We start from the raw sequence: 14,902 nt of genomic DNA on the forward strand, positions 1-14,902 counted from the left end.
TCGCAAGGACGAGAACCATGGCCGATCACGGCACCCCGCATTTCCACAATGATCCCGGCGTCGCCGTGATCCATGTCGGCGCGCGCGAGTTCATGTGCATCGGCGCCAAGCCGCCCTTCGACCACCCGCATGTCTTCCTCGACATGGGTTCGGACGACGAGATCGTCTGCCCCTATTGCTCGACGCTGTTCAAATACGAGCCGTCGGTCGGCCATGGCCACTGCAAGCCGGCCGAGTGCGAATATCACGACACCGCCGCCAAGGCGGCGTGAGGCACATCCCGCCGGGGGCGCGGCGGGGCTGACCAGATGGCTAGTCTCCCGATCCTCGTCGCGGGCGCCGGCATCGGCGGCTTGACCGCCGCGATCGCCCTCGCCCGCCGCGGCGTTCCCGTCGCCATCGCCGAGAAGCGCACCCGCTTCGACGAGGCCGGCGCCGGCATCCAGGTCTCGCCCAATGCGGGGCGCGTGCTCGAATCGCTCGATCTCGGCCTGGCCCTGCGCCGCGCCGCGGTTCGGCCCGAAGCGCTGGCGATCGGACATTGGGGCGGCGGCAAGCCCTTGCTCGCCATGCCCTTCGCCCCGCCGGCCGAGGGCGCGACGCCGTCGCGCTCGCTGAAGCGGGCCGACCTGCACCAGTTGTTGCTCGATTCGGCCAGGACCTTGCCGAACATCCGCTGGATCATCGGCCGCGGCCTCGTCGATGCGCACGAAACCGAACATGGCATCTCCGTCACGTTGGGCAGCGAAAGCGGTGGAACCGAGACGGTCGAGGCCATGGCCCTGATCGGCGCCGACGGCCTCTGGTCGCGCGCCCGCGCCCTCATCGGCGATGCCGGCGAACCCGGCTTCACCGGCTGGGAGGCCTGGCGCTCGCTGATCCCCGCGGAAGGTTTGCCGGAGGCACTGCGCCGCCCGGCCGTGGCGCTGCATCTCGGCTCAGCCCGCCACGCGGTGCACTACCCCGTCTCCGGCGGCAAGGAGATCAACCTCGTCCTGATCCGCGCCGCGCGCGAGGCGCAGGCAGGCTGGTCGCGCGAGGGCGAGGCCTCTCAACTGACCGAGATCGCCGGCAATGCCGGCCCCGGCCTGCGCGAACTGATCGAGCGCGCCCCGAACTGGCGGATCTGGTCGCTCTACGACCGTGCGCCCGCCCGGATGGCGAAGGGCCGCATCGCCTTGCTCGGAGATGCCGCCCATCCGATCCTGCCTTTCCTCGCCCAGGGCGCCGCGCTCGCAATCGAGGACGCCGCCGTGCTGGCGCATGAGCTCGCGACGCGATTAGCGAGCGAAGGCGCGGCCTCAGTCCCCGCCGCACTGGCGGCCTATGCCAAGGCGCGCGGCGAGCGCGCGGCGCGCGTCCAGCAGGCCAGCCGCAAGACCGGCGAGGCCTATCATCTCGGCCGCCCCTGGAGCTTCGCGCGCGACTTCGCCATGCGCCGCATGGGCCCCGACGGCATGCGCCGGCGCCATGCCTGGATCCATGACTGGCGCGCGCCGGGCTGAGGCGTTTTTTCGTCATTGCGAGGAGCGAAGCGACGAAGCAATCCAGAAGCGGCAGAGCTCTGCGAGACTGGATTGCTTCGCTGCGCTCGCAATGACGGCAGCGGCGCACTCTCTGACGAAATCGTCATCGGCTGGGCTGGCCTGATCTCGTCAACGCCGCATTCGCTTCCTAGATTGTCCGCGGGTGACCCGAAACGAAACGAGCCAATGATCCGTATCGACCTCAACAATGCCGCCAGCGCTCGCCTGGTCCGCTTGCCGCGCTGGGCGAGCTGGCTGGTCATGGCCGGTGCCTTTGTCGTCGGCGTGCTGATTTTCCTGGTCGCGGCCAGCCTGGCGCTGATCCTCGTGCCGCTGGTCATCGCCGGCGGCGCCTTCGCCGCCTGGCAGATGCGCCGCCGCATGCGCGCCGCCGGCATCGATCCGCAGAACCCGTTCGGCCGCCAGCAGCCCGAAACCGCCCGCGACGAGATCGTCGACGCCGAATACCGGGTGATCGAGCCTGGCGAGCGTCGCTAACCCCTAGGGGTTGGCGCGGGCCGCGAGTTCGGCCCGCAACCGGGCATTCTCCGCTTCCAGCTCTTCCAGCCGCTGCCGTACCGGTGCGAGCGCCGGCGCCAGCTCGGCCTCGCTGAAGCGCGGCGTGATGTGCTGCGGGCAGTTCCAGTCGAAAGCCTCGACCTTGATGGTCATGCCGCGCTCAGGCAGGGCGCGATAGCCCGGCACGATCAGGCGCTGTGCCAGCTCGGGCTCAGCCGCGAGGTCATGGAACTGCGCCCGGCCGAAGATCTTCAATCGCGCCCGGTGGCCATAATCCATCAGGAACAGGCAGAGCCGGTCATCGGCGCTGAGATTGCCGAGGCTGAGATATTGCCGGTTGCCGCGCAGATCGGCGAAGCCGAGCGTCGTCTCGTCGAGCACGCGCAGGAAGCCGGCCGGCCCGCCGCGATGCTGCAGATAGGGCCAGCCGGTCTCCGACACGCTCGCCAGGTAGAAGGAATCGCGGGCCGCGATGAAGCCGGCCTCAGCCTCGCCGAGCCGGTCATTATGCAGCTCACCCTCTTCCTGCCTGGCATAGGAGCGCCGGCTGCCCTGCGCCTCCTGTGCCGCCTTCACGGCCGGTGTCGTCGCGATCTCGAGGAAACGGTGGGTCATCTCTGGGGCCTCCGCCCGTCGAGATGACCATTTCACGGTCAACTCGCAATCACTGCAGTCGGCAGTTCAGAATTCCGCTCCACGCAACAATCTCCGTCATGCCGCAAACCGCACCAGCACGGCGCCCGCCGCTGCGCAGGCGGCGAGCACTGGAACCATGCCGAGCTTGAAGCGTAGCAGCGCGATCATCGCCGCCACAGCGAGCACCGCGGCCCGCCAGTCGAGCGAGGCCAGCACCGGCAAGTCCGGCGAAAGAGGGCCGAGGACGAACGACTCGACCGTCCTGAACAGGACATGCAGGCCGAACCAGAGCGCAAGATTGGCGATGACGCCGACGACCGCGGCGGTGATCGCGGTCAGCGCCGCCGAGAGCGCCTTGTTGCCGCGTAAGGCTTCGATGTAGGGCGCGCCGAGGAAGATCCAGAGGAAGCAGGGCGCGAAGGTGACCCAGACCGTCAGCAAACCGCCGAGGCTGCCGGCGACGAGCGGATCGAGCCCGCCATGCCCGCGCCAGGCGGCGAGGAAGCCGGTGAACTGCAGCACCAGGATCAGCGGTCCCGGCGTCGTCTCGGCAAGGCCGAGCCCGTCGACCATCTCGCCGGCGACGAGCCAGCCATAGGTCTCGACCGCCGCCTGCGCGACATAGGCCAGCACGGCATAGGCGCCACCAAAGGTGACGACCGCCATGGCGCTGAAGAAGGCGCCGATCTGGGTGAAGACGTTGCCGCTTCCGAGCAGCGCCCAGAGCAGCGCGACCGGCCCGAGCCAGAGCGGCAGCCAGACCGCGAGGACCTTGAGTGCCCTCCCCGCCGAAGGCTCGGCATGGGTGAGCTCGCCGCGCTCGAACATCAGGTCGACCACGCCCTTGAACTCCGGCGCGCCCTCCTTGCCGGCATGGCCGCCGCCGCCGAACAGGGCGGGCGCCCGGCGATGACCGAGCCAGCCGATGATCCCGGCGCAGAGGATCACCAGCGGGAACGGCGCCTTGAACAGGAAGAGCGCGAGGAAGGCGGCGATCGCAATCGCGACCATCGCCCGGTTCTTCAGCGCCCGCCGGCTGATTCTGAGGCCGGCCTCGACGACGATGGCGAGCACCGCCGCCTTGACGCCGAAGAAGATCGCATCGACCAGCGGGACCTGACGATAGAGCACGTAGAGCAAAGAGAGGCCCCACATCACCAGCGCGCCCGGCAGAATGAAGAGCAGGCCGGCGATCAAGCCGCCTACCGTCCGGTGCATCAGCCAGCCGATATAGGTTGCGAGCTGCTGCGCCTCAGGCCCCGGCAGCAGCATGCAGTAGTTGAGCGCGTGCAGGAATCGGCGCTCCCCGATCCAGCGGCGCTCGTCGACCAGCTCCTTGTGCATCAGCGCGATCTGCCCGGCCGGCCCGCCGAAGGAGAGCAGGCCGATCTTGAGCCAGACCCGCGTCGCCTGCGCGAGCGTCGGCGTGGCGGGGGCGGCCAGCGCCGCCCCGTCGTTGATTGCAGTCGTCATCGCCCGTCCTCAGCTCTTCACCGGCACGGACGGCCAGTTATGGGTTTCCTCGGTCGCGTCCCGGCACCAGCGATAGAAGGCGTCGTAGAGCAGCATGCTGGCCTCGAGCTGTGCCAGATCGTCGCGATACATCCGTGACAGGCCGAGCGAGGCAGCAAGGAAGCCGGCCGCCTGCGGCACGAGGTCGAGCCGCGCGGTGTCGGCCGCCCTGACGATCGTGGCGAGTTGGTCGAGCGCCGGCGAGGCCAGCCCGAACTCCTCGATCATCGTGTCGAAGCTGCAGCGCTCGCCGCGATGGCTCCAGAACACGTCGTCGATGTCGAACGGCGTCGCATCGAAGCGATCGGCAACCGCCGCCACCTCCGAGGCCGAGACGAACAGGAAGACCGCATTTGGGTCGACGAAGCGGCGGATCAGCCAGGGACAGGCGATGCGGTCGACCTTGGGCCGCGCCCGCGTCACCCAGAGCGTGCGCCCGGCAGCATCGCGCTTCGGCAGCTTGCCGGTCTCGACCAGCAGCCCGCTTGCCTCGCGCCAGGCCTCGAAACCGCCGGCGAGGTTCTCCGCCTCGACGCCTTCATGCCGCAGCCAGGCGGCGACACCCTCGCTGAGCTTCTGGCCGCGCTGGCAGATGACGACGACCTTGCGGCCGGCATAGGCGGCGGCCCAGCCGGCGACATCGCGATGGCTGCGGCGCTCGCTCGCCGGCAGCAGGCGCGGATCGGCGGCGACATCATCGTCGATGCGGACGTCGACGAGAGTTGGCGCATCGGGCAGGCCGACGAGCCGGGACAATTGCGCAGGCGTGATCTGGATGTTGGAAGACATGAGCGTCCATCCTTGAGCTAAGGAGTGTGGACGCGATCCTTGGGCTGACGCCTCACGGGGCGGTCGCGATGGGCCCCTGCGCAGATTAGATCACGCAGGGGCAGCGACGGTCAACGACCGTCAATCGATCCGGCTGACCAAGAGCTTGTCGATCCGCCTGCCGTCGAGATCGACCACCTCGAAGCGCCAATGGCCCTTCTCGAAGCTCTCGCCGACATTGGGCAGCCGGTTCATCTCGGCCAGGACGAAGCCGGCGACGGTCTGGTAGTCGGCATCGCGCGGCACATGGATGCCGAGCTCGTGCGAGAACTCGTCGACCTGCATCCAGCCGGCGACCAGGAAGGAGCCGTCGGCGCGGGTGACGATCGCCGGCTCCTCCTCGTCCTCGTCCTGGAAGACGCCGGTGATCGCTTCCAGCACGTCGCTGGAGGTGATGATGCCCTCGAAATGACCGTATTCGTCGAAGACCAGCGCCATATGGACATGGGTGGCGCGGAGCGCCCGCAGCACCTCGAGCGCACCGGTGGTGTCGAGCACGACCGGCGCTTCGCGGACCAGACTGCGCAATTCGACCTTGTCGTCGGCGAGCGCCTCGAAAAGGTCCTTCATCTCGATGATGCCGATGATCGAATCGGCCTCGCCGTCCTGCACCGGCAGGCGGTTGCGGCGGGTCGACCGGACCTGCGCGCGGATCTCGTCGAGCGTATCGGAAAGGTCGATCACCTCGACCTCGCGGCGCGGCGTCATCAGCGCCCGCGCCGAGCGGTCGGCAAGACGCATCACGCCCGAGATCATCTCGCGCTCGTCGCGCTCCAGCACGCCGGCATTCTCGGCCTCGGCGATGATGGTACGGACCTCCTCCTCGGTGACCGTCTCCTCCGATTCGCCCTTCTGGCCGAGCAGCGCCAGCACCAGCTTGCCCGACGCGTCCAGCAGCCAGACCAGCGGCGAGGCGACCTTGGCCAGCACCACCATCGCCGGCGCGACGCGCGCCGCGACACGCTCGGCATCGCGCAAGGCGATCTGCTTCGGCACGAGCTCGCCGATGATCAGCGAGAGATAGGTGATGAGAACGACGACGCTGCCGACGCCGAGCGCGTCGGCGACGGCATTCGAGAAGCCATGGGTGCCGAGCCATTCCGACAGGCGCGCGCCGAGCGTCGCGCCGGAAAAGGCACCGGAGAGCACACCGACCAGCGTGATGCCGATCTGGACTGTCGAGAGGAAGCGCCCTGGATTCTCGGCGAGCCGGATCGCCTTCGCGGCCCCTTTGCTGCCTTGATCGCTGAGGACTTTGAGCCGTGCCGGGCGGGATGAGACGACCGCGAGTTCCGACATGGCAAGCACACCGTTGATGACGGTGAGGACGACGACGACCAGGATCTCCGTTAACAAAACCGGCTCGGGGGCTGCAGGACCGCGCTCGCTATCGGCCTGCTTCTTTGCCGCTTATAACGCATTGACGGCCGAACGCGATGGGAGAAGACGATGACCCAGGACGATCCCCGGCAGTTTGCTCCGGCAACGCAGCGCAACCGCGAGCCGATCCTCGCCGTACTGCGTCAGGTTCTGCCGGCGCGGGGCCTGGTCCTCGAAGTTGCCAGCGGCTCGGGCGAGCATGCCATTCAATTCGCCGGGGCGTTCCCGAACCTGGTCTTTCAGCCCAGCGATCCCGACCCAGCCGCGCTCGCCAGCATCGACGCCTGGGCCGGCCAGAGCGCCTTGCCCAATCTGCGCCTCGCCATCCGCCTCGACGCGACCGCGCCGCGCTGGCCCGTCGCTGAGGTCGATGCGATCCTGTGCATCAACATGGTCCATATCTCGCCCTGGGCGGCGACCGAGGGGCTGATCCGGCAAGCGGCGCAGCTCCTGCCGGCGGGCGGGCCGCTCTATCTCTACGGCCCCTATCGCCAGAACGACGTGCCGCTGGCGGCAAGCAACGCTGTCTTCGACGACAGCCTGCGCCGGCGCAATCCGAAATGGGGCCTGCGCGAACTCGAGGCCGTGGCCGAGCTTGCAAGAGCCGCCGGCTTCGGCGAGCCAGCTGTGACGGCGATGCCGGCGAACAATCTCAGCGTGGTGTTCCGGAAGGTCTAAGCGCTCAGCCGCCGTCGCAGCTGGTCTCCTGCGTCGCGCAGATGCGGTCGACCCAGGCGCGGAAGCGACCGGCTTCGGCTCCTGCCTTTGCGGCCGGAGCGACGGTAAGCCCGGACAGCGCCTCACTGCCCGCCGGCAGGCCATAGTCGACCAGCACCCATTTGCCGCTGCAGCCGATGAGGCGGCCATTCTGGACGAAGGCGTCGCCGTCGAAGCTCATGCCGTCTTGAGCGGAAAGGACCGTCGGCGCTTTGGCATCCGGGCGTTGCCGGCCGGTGGCGGCCTGCGACTTCACCGTCAGCTTGCGTCCGCTCACCCAGCCCGAGCCCTTGAACATCGGCCGCGGCGGCGCATCGGTCAGCATCTCGTTGTCGCGCGCCTTGGCGATCCTGAACCAGCCATTGGCACCGGCCGAGACCTCGACCTCGACCATGGCGCGCACCGGCGGCTCGTCGCCGCTGAGCTTCACCGGCGGCAGCGTGCCCACCACCTTGTGGGTGGTGCCGGGGCCGGCGCGGACATTGAGCCCCTCCGGATCGGTCTCGCTGACGAAGGCGCCGAAGGAACAGGCGACCTGCCCGGCCGGCGCCGGCGCCACGCTCTCCTGCTGCGCCCGCGCGGCCGGAGCGGCGAGCAGCAGCGCCGCCATCAGGCCGGCGGCCAGGGCGTCACGAGGCGGCATTGACCAGCACATAGTAGAAGGCATTGGGGGTTCCGACCGCCTTGAGGAAGGTCGGGTAGCGGTTCTTCGGCACGGTCTGGCAGCCGGCCGACCAGGTATTGGGTTCGAGCACATTGTCCGCCCCGCCACGGTGGATGTACATGCTGGTCCCCGCCCCTTTCGGGTCGATCCGGCTCTTGTCCTCCTGGGTGAAGCGGCCATCGCCGTCGGTGTCGCGCTCGGCGACCTGCGTGGTCTTCACCTGGAAGGCGCGGTCACCGAGGAAGCCGCCCTTCTTCTCGAAATACTGGTAGGTGCCCTCGGTCAGGCGGCCGGCATCCTTGATGCCATCCTTGTTGATGTCGACGCCGTCGGCCTTCTTGAACGCGACGCCCTTGTAGCGTTTGTCGCCGCTGCCGGCGCGCTGCGAATACTGGGCGCCCGGCTCGGTGCAGATCGGGAAGCTCGTGAGCTCGCGGAAGCGCCCGGTCCGACGCATGACCACGACGAGGTCGTCATAGGAGCCCTTGCCGCGGTGGGCGATCGTGCTGCTCTCCTTGCGCAGCGCCAGCAGGACGAGGCGGCCGAAGCGCAGGTCGAAGCGGGCTTCGGTCGAGCCGAAGCGCCAGAAGATCGCCGAGTAGGAATCGAAGGCCTGCTTCGGCGTGCGGAACTGCGGCCGGTCGGCGGAGGGGCGGCGAAAGCGGGAGTCGAGGATCTCGCCATAGAAGCTGCGCCATTCGCGCAAGCCGCGCAGCCGCGCCTCGGCGGCCGGGCTGAGATTGACCTCGACGACGCGCCAGAAGAAGTCCTGCAGGCCGGGCGGGATGGCCGCGACGTTGTCGCGCCATTGCGAGAAGGCGATGACGCGATCCTGGCGCAGGCAGCGGTCGAACTGCCGGGCGAAATGGCCGAAATCCAGCTCGGCGAGGTCGGGGCGACGGGCGCTCATGCCTCGCCGTCCAATCGTTGGAATGGGTGCATCGAACCCTCCACGCGTCCTGTCGGAGAGACCATAAGGCAACGTCGCCCGAAGGTCAGGCGGCGAGCAACCGGTCCGTCAGCAACTTGCGGAGGTCTGAAGCCTTTTCGCTAGAGCATTTTCGAGCGAAATGGACACCGGTTCGCGTTAAGAAAATGCGATAGACCAAAAACTCAGAGCACCATCGGCAGCACGAAGAAGCCGCCGACGATGATCACGGCCAGCGCCAATGCCGTCATCGGCAGGTGCTTCTCGATGAAGATGCGGATGTCGTCGCCGTAATAGCGCAGCGCCACCGCGATCATCGCGAAGAAGGTGACGCGCGAGATCACCATGCCGACCGTGAACTTCCAGATGTCGAAATGCAGGAAGCCGGACATGATCGTGACGATCTTGAACGGGATCGGGGTCAGCCCCTTGGTCAGCAGCACCCAGAACCAGTAGTCCTGCGAGGTGTGGATCAGGTGGGCCGCCTTCTCCTGCAGGCCGTAGATGCCGATCAGCCAGGCGCCGAGCGATTCATAGAGCAGCGCGCCGATTGCATAGCCGAGATAGCCGCCGGTCACCGCGCCGAGCGAGCAGACGCCGGCATAGAACCAGGCGCGGTCGGGCCGTGCGATGCACATCGGGATCAGGAGCGGGATCGGCGGCAGCGGGCTCACCGAACTCTCGACGAAGGTGATGGCGAAGAGCAGCCAGGGCGCAGCTGGGTGGGACGCGTAGGAAACGCACCAGTCGTAAGCACGCTTGAGCATGAAGAGGGAAACCGTTCCTGGGTTCTCGCGCCGGTTGCAGGGCTGCCCTGCGTCCTATGCATTAATCCAATTGGCGCGATCAGACCACTAATCTCTTGGGCTAGAGTCAATATGACGACAGGTTCGTGGCGGCCAGGAGGCATCCCGATCGCCACCACGCAATGGCGCCCTCACGCGCGCTTCATGCCGGGCTGCCCGGCCTCGACGACGAAGCTCGCCCGGGTCGAGACGGCCGCGCCCGGCACCGTGATCTTGTCGAGAACGCGGTACTCCGCCTGCCAGCGTTCCTTCGACAGGCTGTGGCGCATGTAGCCGCGCTGGTTGTTGAAGAAGCCGATATGCGGGTTCTTCTTCAGGATCACCTCTCCGGCCTTCGTCATGTCGGCGCCATCGCCGCCCGAGGTAATCGAGGTCGCGACGAATTCGACGCCCAGCGTCTTCGACTTTGGATCGTCGAAATCGGCTTTGAGCTCGCCGGCCCAGTTCTGATGGATGTCGCCGGTCAGCACCACGGAATTGCCGATACGGGCGCTCTCCAGCGTGTCGAACAACCGCTTGCGGGCGGCAACCGCTCCATCCCATTTGTCCATGCTGTAGCCGACCTTTTCCGGGGCCGGATCACGGTCGTGGCGCATCATCATCACCTGCTGCGCCAATACGTTCCAGGTCGCCTTCGAAGCGCGCAGGCCATCGCCGAGCCAGGCCTCCTGCTTCTCGCCGAGCATGGTGTTCTCCGGCTTCAGCGCATCGGCGCAGGCCGCGTGCGAACCGTCGCCGCAGGGCTGGTCGCTGCGGAACTGACGCGTGTCGAGCACGTCGATCTGGGCGAGGTCACCCAAGTGGAAGCGGCGATAGGCCTGGACCCACGGCCCGTTCGGCAGCGAGGTCCGGCGCAGTGGCATGTGCTCGTACCAGGCCTGGAAACCGGCCGCCCGGCGCAGCGCGAAGATCTCTGGCGGGATCCCCTCCTCCGAGACCATGCCGGCGAAGTTGTTGTCGACCTCGTGGTCGTCGAAGGAGACGATCCAGGGCGCCGAGGCATGGGCAAGTTGGAGGTCGGGATCCATCTTGTAGATGGCGTAGCGCTGGCGGTAGTCGGCAAGCGAGTAGATCTCGTCGGGCTCACTGGGCATGACCCGCGCCACCGGCAGCGGCCGCTCGTTCGGCCGCACCATCCGGTACTCGTAGATGTAGTCGCCATAGTGGAAGACGAAGTCGAAGCGCTCCTCGGCGACATGGCGGAAGGCGCTGAAGAAGCCGTCCTCGTAGCGCTGGCAGCCTAGCACGCCGAAACTGACACGCTGGGCGCTTGCCCCCGCGGCCGGCAGCGTACGGGCCCGGCCGATCATGGTCCGCTCGCCGCCGCAGCTGAAGCGGTAGAAATAGTCGCGGTTCGGCTCCAGCCCGGCGATCTCGACATGGACCGCATGCCCGAGTTCAGGCCGGGCCAGCGCCGTGCCGCGCTGCACGTTGCCACGCATATTGGCCTCGGTGGCGATCTCGTAGGCGACCTCGACCGCCTTCATCGGCATGCCGCCATTACGGGCAAGCGGCAGCGGCGCCAGCTTGGTCCAGATCACGAAGCCATCGGCGGACGGGTCGCCCGAGGCGATGCCGAGGCCGAACGGATAGGCGGCGAAGACCGGATTGGCCCAGACGCGCTGGTCGACGACCCCGCCGCCGGTCAGCAGCAGGCCGGAGGCCGCCAGCCCGGTCAGGAATCGCCGCCGCGACGGCGTGCCGGCCTCGGTCAGGAAATCATCGACGCTGAACTGACCGAAGGCGTTGCGGCGGAACATGACCGGGCTCCAGGCTCATCTGCCTGGAACCATACCAAGTTTCGCCTGACGCGCACGTGACACGAGCGGCTCAGGCGAGCCGCTCCAGCGCCTCGTTGATCTTGAGCTTGCGGGCTTCGGCCGCCGCCTTGCGCTCGCGGTTCTCCTCGACGATCTCCTCCGGCGCGCGGGCCATGAAGTCGGGATTGCCGAGCTTGCGCTCGACCGCGAGGATGTCCTGGTCGAGCTTGCCGAGCTCCTTGGTCAGGCGCGCGCGCTCGGCGTGGAGATCGATGATCCCGGCCAGCGGCAGCGCCGCAACCTCGCCGCGCACGATGATCTGGGCCGACTGGCCGGGGGCCTGCTCGGCGAACTCGATCGCCGAGAGCCGCGCCAGACGCTCGATCATCGGCGCCCAGGCCTCGACCGCGGCCCTGGTCGCCGCACTCGCCTTGACCAGCACCAGCGGCACCTGCGTCCCGCCCGGCACATTGGTCTCCGAACGGATCGAGCGGATGTCGGAGATGAGATCGACGACGAAGCCGATCTCGGCCTCGGCCTTCTCGTCGACCAGCGCCGACAGCTCCGGCCAGCGCGTCAGGCAGACCAGGCCCGCCTCCCCCGCTGGCACCGTACGGGCTGCGCCGGCATTGGCCTTCTGGGCCCAGAGCTCCTCGGTCAGGAACGGCATGAACGGATGCAGCAGCTGGCAGATCAGGTCGATGACATGAGCGACTGTCGCCTGCGTCTCCGCCCTTGCCGCCGTCCCGGCCGCATCCAGTTCCTCGGCCTGCAGCACCGGCTTCGACAGTTCGAGATACCAGTCGCAGAACTGGCCCCAGACGAAGCGATAGGCCGAATCCGCTGCCTCGTTGAACTTGAAGCTCTCGATGCCGGCCGCGACCGCCTCGGTGGTACGCGCCGCCTCGGACAGGATCCAGCGGTTCAGCGGCAGCTTGACCGCGGCCGGATCGAAGCCCTCTGCCCGCAGGCAGCCATTGATCTCGGCGAAGCGCGCCGCGTTCCAGATCTTGGTCGCGAAGTTGCGGTAGCCCTCGACGCGCGAGGTCGCGAGCTTGATGTCGCGCCCCTGTGCCGCCATTGCCGCGAAGGTGAAGCGCAGCGCATCGGCGCCATAGGTGTCGATGAGCACGAGCGGGTCGATGACGTTGCCTTTCGACTTCGACATCTTCGCGCCCTTCTCGTCGCGAACCATCGCGTGGAGATAGACGTCGCGGAACGGCACCTCGTCCATGAAGTTGAGGCCCATCATCATCATCCGGGCGACCCAGAAGAAGATGATGTCGAAGCCGGTGACCAGCGTCGCGGTCGGGTAGTAACGCTTGAGCTCCGGCGTCTCCTCCGGCCAGCCCAAGGTCGAGAACGGCCACAGGGCGGACGAGAACCAGGTGTCGAGCACGTCGTCGTCGCGCCTGAGCTCGACCGGCCCGCCATAATGGGCGAGCGCCAGCGCCTGCGCAGCGGCTTCCGACTCGGCGACGAAGCATTCGCCGTCCGGCCCGTACCAGGCCGGGATCTGGTGGCCCCACCAGAGCTGGCGCGAGACGCACCAGGGCTCGATGTTCACCAGCCAGTCATTATAGGTCTTGGTCCAGCTTTCCGGCGTGATCTTCGTCTTGCCGTCCTTGACCGCCGCGAGCGCGCGCTGCGCCAGCGGCTGGACGTCGACATACCACTGGTCGGTCAACCAGGGCTCGATCACGACGTCCGAGCGGTCGCCATGCGGCACCGTGTGCGTGTTCGGCTCGACCTTGCGCAGCAGGCCGCGCGCCGCCATCAGGCCGACCACCGCCTTGCGTGCGGCAAAGCGGTCGAGACCGTCGAGCGCCAGTGTCTCGGCCTCGGGAGCGGCGCCCTCCAGGAAGTCGGCATTGTCCTGAATCAGGATGCGAGCTTCACCGTCCAGGATGTTGACGATCCTGAGCGAATTGCGCTTGCCGACATCGTAGTCGTTGAAGTCGTGCGCCGGGGTGATCTTGACCGCGCCGGTACCCTTCTCCGGATCGGCATAGTCGTCGCCGAAGATCGGGATGACGCGCTTGACCAGCGGCAGGACGGCGTTCTTGCCGATCAGGCCCTTGAGCTTGTCGTTCTCGGGATGCACCGCGACGCCGGTATCGCCCAGCATCGTCTCCGGCCGGGTCGTCGCGACGGTGATGTAGGTTGAGGCGTCATCCGGATCGTAGGCAGCGCCCTCGATCGGATAATCGAAATAATAGAGGTGCCCGTTCGGGTCCTTTGCCAGCGCCTTCTCCAGCTTGTTGGCGTCGAACGCCTCCTCGCCGCCACGCTGCCATTTGAACGTGCCGGTCTTCTCGAGCTGCAGCACCTCGATGTCGGAGATCGCGGTCTGGAACTTCGGGTCCCAGTTCACCAGCCGCTTGGCGCGGTAGATCAGCCCCTGCTTGTGCAGGCCGACGAAGACCTTGAGGACGGCGGCCGAGAGCCCCTCGTCCATGGTGAAGCGCTCGCGCGACCAGTCACAGGAGGCGCCGAGGCGCTTGAGCTGGTTGACGATCGTCCCGCCCGACTCCTCCTTCCACTTCCAGACCTCGGCCAGGAAGGCCTCGCGGCCCATCGTCCGGCGATCGGTCTTGTTCTCGGCCGCGAGCTTGCGCTCGACCACCATCTGCGTCGCGATGCCGGCATGGTCGGTGCCGGGCTGCCAGAGCACGTCCTTGCCGCGCAGGCGCTCGAAGCGGCAGAGCAGATCCTGCAGCGTGTTGTTGAGCGCATGGCCCATATGCAGCGAGCCGGTGACGTTCGGCGGCGGGATCACGATGCAATAGGGCTCGGCACCGGGCGCGGCTCCACGCCCCGCCTTGAAGGCGTCCGCCTCCTCCCAGGCCTTGTTGATGCGCGCCTCGACGGAGGCCGGTTCGAATGTCTTGTCCATCATCGCTCTGCTCGAACGCCAAACGGCCGGGGAGCCTGCCCCGGCCGCGAAAACGAAAGCCAAAAGGTCTGCGGTCTTAAGAGCGCATGCGACGGCCCCGCGTCAACGCTTTCGACGTGGAAGCCGTCCCGTCTGCTGAGAGTGCTTGAGAATTCGCTGGCGCGTGACGGCCGTGCTAGCCGGCCGCGGCTGTAGACTTCGCAAGCGCTCTCAGGCCGCGCTCGACTCGAGGAACCAGAGCGCCTTGTCGAGCGCCCGCGAATAGCCGGTGAAGATGTCGGCGGTGTCGGCATCGCCGGCCTCGTCGGCAGAGTCGATCGCCGCCCGGATCGACTTGGCGGCTTCGGCATAGCGCTCGATCAACTCGGCGAGATGGTCCTTCACCGCGACGATGTCGGTCGGATAGGCCTTGAGCTTGCTCGCGCCGGCGACGACCTGCACCGTGCCGAGCGCGATGCCGCCGAGCTGCGCCACCCGCTCCGCCACCGTGTCGACATGGGTGTCGAGCTCGCTGCGGAAGCCGTCGAGCATCTCGTGGATGGCGATGAAGCCGGGGCCCTTCAGGTTCCAGTGCGCCTGCTTGGTGACGAGCGCGAGATCGATGCCATCGGCGAGCCGCGCATTGAGCAGCTCGATCATCGCCGTCTTGGTGTTGGATTTCAGGTCGTTGCGGGACTTGAACTTGGCCATGGGAACCTCACGCCTCGTGAAAGGCGACCATAGCAGCGAA

Annotated in this window: 14 protein-coding genes; 4 read left to right on the forward strand and 10 right to left on the reverse strand. The window is 67.5% G+C overall.

The window, feature by feature from the left end:
* Positions 1-17 precede the first annotated feature (17 nt).
* The 3 genes from ACWIGM_RS00470 to ACWIGM_RS00480 all read left to right on the forward strand — a co-directional run bounded on the left by ACWIGM_RS00470 (position 18) and on the right by ACWIGM_RS00480 (position 2,024).
* The gene (locus ACWIGM_RS00470) at positions 18-272 is read left to right on the forward strand and encodes a zinc-finger domain-containing protein (protein WP_057191132.1); all 255 of its coding nucleotides are present in this window, start codon (positions 18-20) and stop codon (positions 270-272) included.
* A gap of 36 nt (positions 273-308) precedes the next feature.
* Entirely contained in the window at positions 309-1,505 is a 1,197-nt protein-coding gene (locus ACWIGM_RS00475; protein ID WP_454023964.1) for an FAD-dependent monooxygenase, read from the forward strand.
* Between the two features lie 207 nt (positions 1,506-1,712).
* The gene (locus ACWIGM_RS00480) at positions 1,713-2,024 is read left to right on the forward strand and encodes a hypothetical protein (RefSeq protein ID WP_454023965.1); all 312 of its coding nucleotides are present in this window, start codon (positions 1,713-1,715) and stop codon (positions 2,022-2,024) included.
* A gap of 3 nt (positions 2,025-2,027) precedes the next feature.
* Here the strand turns inward: ACWIGM_RS00480 and ACWIGM_RS00485 are convergent, their stop codons facing one another.
* From ACWIGM_RS00485 to ACWIGM_RS00500, 4 genes are all read right to left on the reverse strand, one after another.
* A complete protein-coding gene (locus ACWIGM_RS00485) occupies positions 2,028-2,660 on the reverse strand; it encodes a pyridoxamine 5'-phosphate oxidase family protein (RefSeq protein ID WP_454023966.1) in 633 nt (210 codons plus the stop codon).
* 96 nt (positions 2,661-2,756) lie between these two features.
* A complete protein-coding gene (chrA, locus tag ACWIGM_RS00490; RefSeq protein ID WP_454023967.1) occupies positions 2,757-4,154 on the reverse strand; it encodes a chromate efflux transporter in 1,398 nt (465 codons plus the stop codon).
* Between the two features lie 9 nt (positions 4,155-4,163).
* Positions 4,164-4,982, reverse strand: coding sequence for a chromate resistance protein ChrB domain-containing protein (locus ACWIGM_RS00495; RefSeq protein WP_454023968.1), 819 nt, complete (start codon positions 4,980-4,982; stop codon positions 4,164-4,166).
* A gap of 120 nt (positions 4,983-5,102) precedes the next feature.
* A complete protein-coding gene (locus ACWIGM_RS00500; RefSeq protein WP_454025425.1) occupies positions 5,103-6,362 on the reverse strand; it encodes a hemolysin family protein in 1,260 nt (419 codons plus the stop codon).
* 108 nt (positions 6,363-6,470) lie between these two features.
* Between ACWIGM_RS00500 and ACWIGM_RS00505 the strand changes: the two genes are divergently transcribed.
* On the forward strand, positions 6,471-7,079 hold the full coding sequence (locus ACWIGM_RS00505) for a DUF938 domain-containing protein (protein WP_454023969.1): 609 nt from the start codon (positions 6,471-6,473) through the stop codon (positions 7,077-7,079).
* 4 nt (positions 7,080-7,083) lie between these two features.
* Here ACWIGM_RS00505 and ACWIGM_RS00510 read toward each other — a convergent pair whose 3' ends face one another.
* The 6 genes from ACWIGM_RS00510 to dps all read right to left on the reverse strand — a co-directional run bounded on the left by ACWIGM_RS00510 (position 7,084) and on the right by dps (position 14,862).
* Positions 7,084-7,761 carry an SH3 domain-containing protein gene (locus ACWIGM_RS00510; protein WP_454023970.1) on the reverse strand — a complete coding sequence of 226 codons (678 nt, stop codon included), beginning with the start codon at positions 7,759-7,761 and terminating at the stop codon, positions 7,084-7,086.
* Entirely contained in the window at positions 7,748-8,692 is a 945-nt protein-coding gene (locus tag ACWIGM_RS00515) for a hypothetical protein (RefSeq protein ID WP_454023971.1), read from the reverse strand. Before ACWIGM_RS00515 ends, ACWIGM_RS00510 begins: the two co-directional genes overlap by 14 nt.
* A 203-nt stretch (positions 8,693-8,895) precedes the next feature.
* Entirely contained in the window at positions 8,896-9,477 is a 582-nt protein-coding gene (locus ACWIGM_RS00520; protein ID WP_454023972.1) for a YqaA family protein, read from the reverse strand.
* 170 nt (positions 9,478-9,647) lie between these two features.
* A complete protein-coding gene (locus tag ACWIGM_RS00525; RefSeq protein ID WP_454023973.1) occupies positions 9,648-11,276 on the reverse strand; it encodes an alkaline phosphatase D family protein in 1,629 nt (542 codons plus the stop codon).
* Between the two features lie 70 nt (positions 11,277-11,346).
* Positions 11,347-14,175: a valine--tRNA ligase gene (locus ACWIGM_RS00530; RefSeq protein ID WP_454023974.1), complete on the reverse strand. Its 2,829-nt coding sequence runs from the start codon at positions 14,173-14,175 to the stop codon at positions 11,347-11,349.
* Positions 14,176-14,382: 207 nt separating this feature from the next.
* A complete protein-coding gene (dps, locus tag ACWIGM_RS00535) occupies positions 14,383-14,862 on the reverse strand; it encodes a DNA starvation/stationary phase protection protein Dps (protein ID WP_454023975.1) in 480 nt (159 codons plus the stop codon).
* Between the last annotated feature and the right edge of the window lie 40 nt (positions 14,863-14,902).

It is taken from the genome of Allobosea sp. NPDC055332 (assembly GCF_053645455.1).

Bases quoted from the DNA above. Each gene is read 5' to 3' on its own strand.
- ACWIGM_RS00495 (WP_454023968.1), bottom strand. From the start codon at position 4,982: ATGTCTTCCAACATCCAGATCACGCCTGCGCAATTGTCCCGGCTCGTC.
- ACWIGM_RS00515 (WP_454023971.1), bottom strand. From the start codon at position 8,692: ATGAGCGCCCGTCGCCCCGACCTCGCCGAGCTGGATTTCGGCCATTTC.
- ACWIGM_RS00470 (WP_057191132.1), top strand. From the start codon at position 18: ATGGCCGATCACGGCACCCCGCATTTCCACAATGATCCCGGCGTCGCC.
- ACWIGM_RS00510 (WP_454023970.1), bottom strand. From the start codon at position 7,761: ATGCCGCCTCGTGACGCCCTGGCCGCCGGCCTGATGGCGGCGCTGCTG.
- dps (WP_454023975.1), bottom strand. From the start codon at position 14,862: ATGGCCAAGTTCAAGTCCCGCAACGACCTGAAATCCAACACCAAGACG.
- ACWIGM_RS00525 (WP_454023973.1), bottom strand. From the start codon at position 11,276: ATGTTCCGCCGCAACGCCTTCGGTCAGTTCAGCGTCGATGATTTCCTG.
- ACWIGM_RS00475 (WP_454023964.1), top strand. From the start codon at position 309: ATGGCTAGTCTCCCGATCCTCGTCGCGGGCGCCGGCATCGGCGGCTTG.
- chrA (WP_454023967.1), bottom strand. From the start codon at position 4,154: ATGACGACTGCAATCAACGACGGGGCGGCGCTGGCCGCCCCCGCCACG.
- ACWIGM_RS00530 (WP_454023974.1), bottom strand. From the start codon at position 14,175: ATGATGGACAAGACATTCGAACCGGCCTCCGTCGAGGCGCGCATCAAC.
- ACWIGM_RS00485 (WP_454023966.1), bottom strand. From the start codon at position 2,660: ATGACCCACCGTTTCCTCGAGATCGCGACGACACCGGCCGTGAAGGCG.
- ACWIGM_RS00520 (WP_454023972.1), bottom strand. From the start codon at position 9,477: ATGCTCAAGCGTGCTTACGACTGGTGCGTTTCCTACGCGTCCCACCCA.
- ACWIGM_RS00480 (WP_454023965.1), top strand. From the start codon at position 1,713: ATGATCCGTATCGACCTCAACAATGCCGCCAGCGCTCGCCTGGTCCGC.
- ACWIGM_RS00505 (WP_454023969.1), top strand. From the start codon at position 6,471: ATGACCCAGGACGATCCCCGGCAGTTTGCTCCGGCAACGCAGCGCAAC.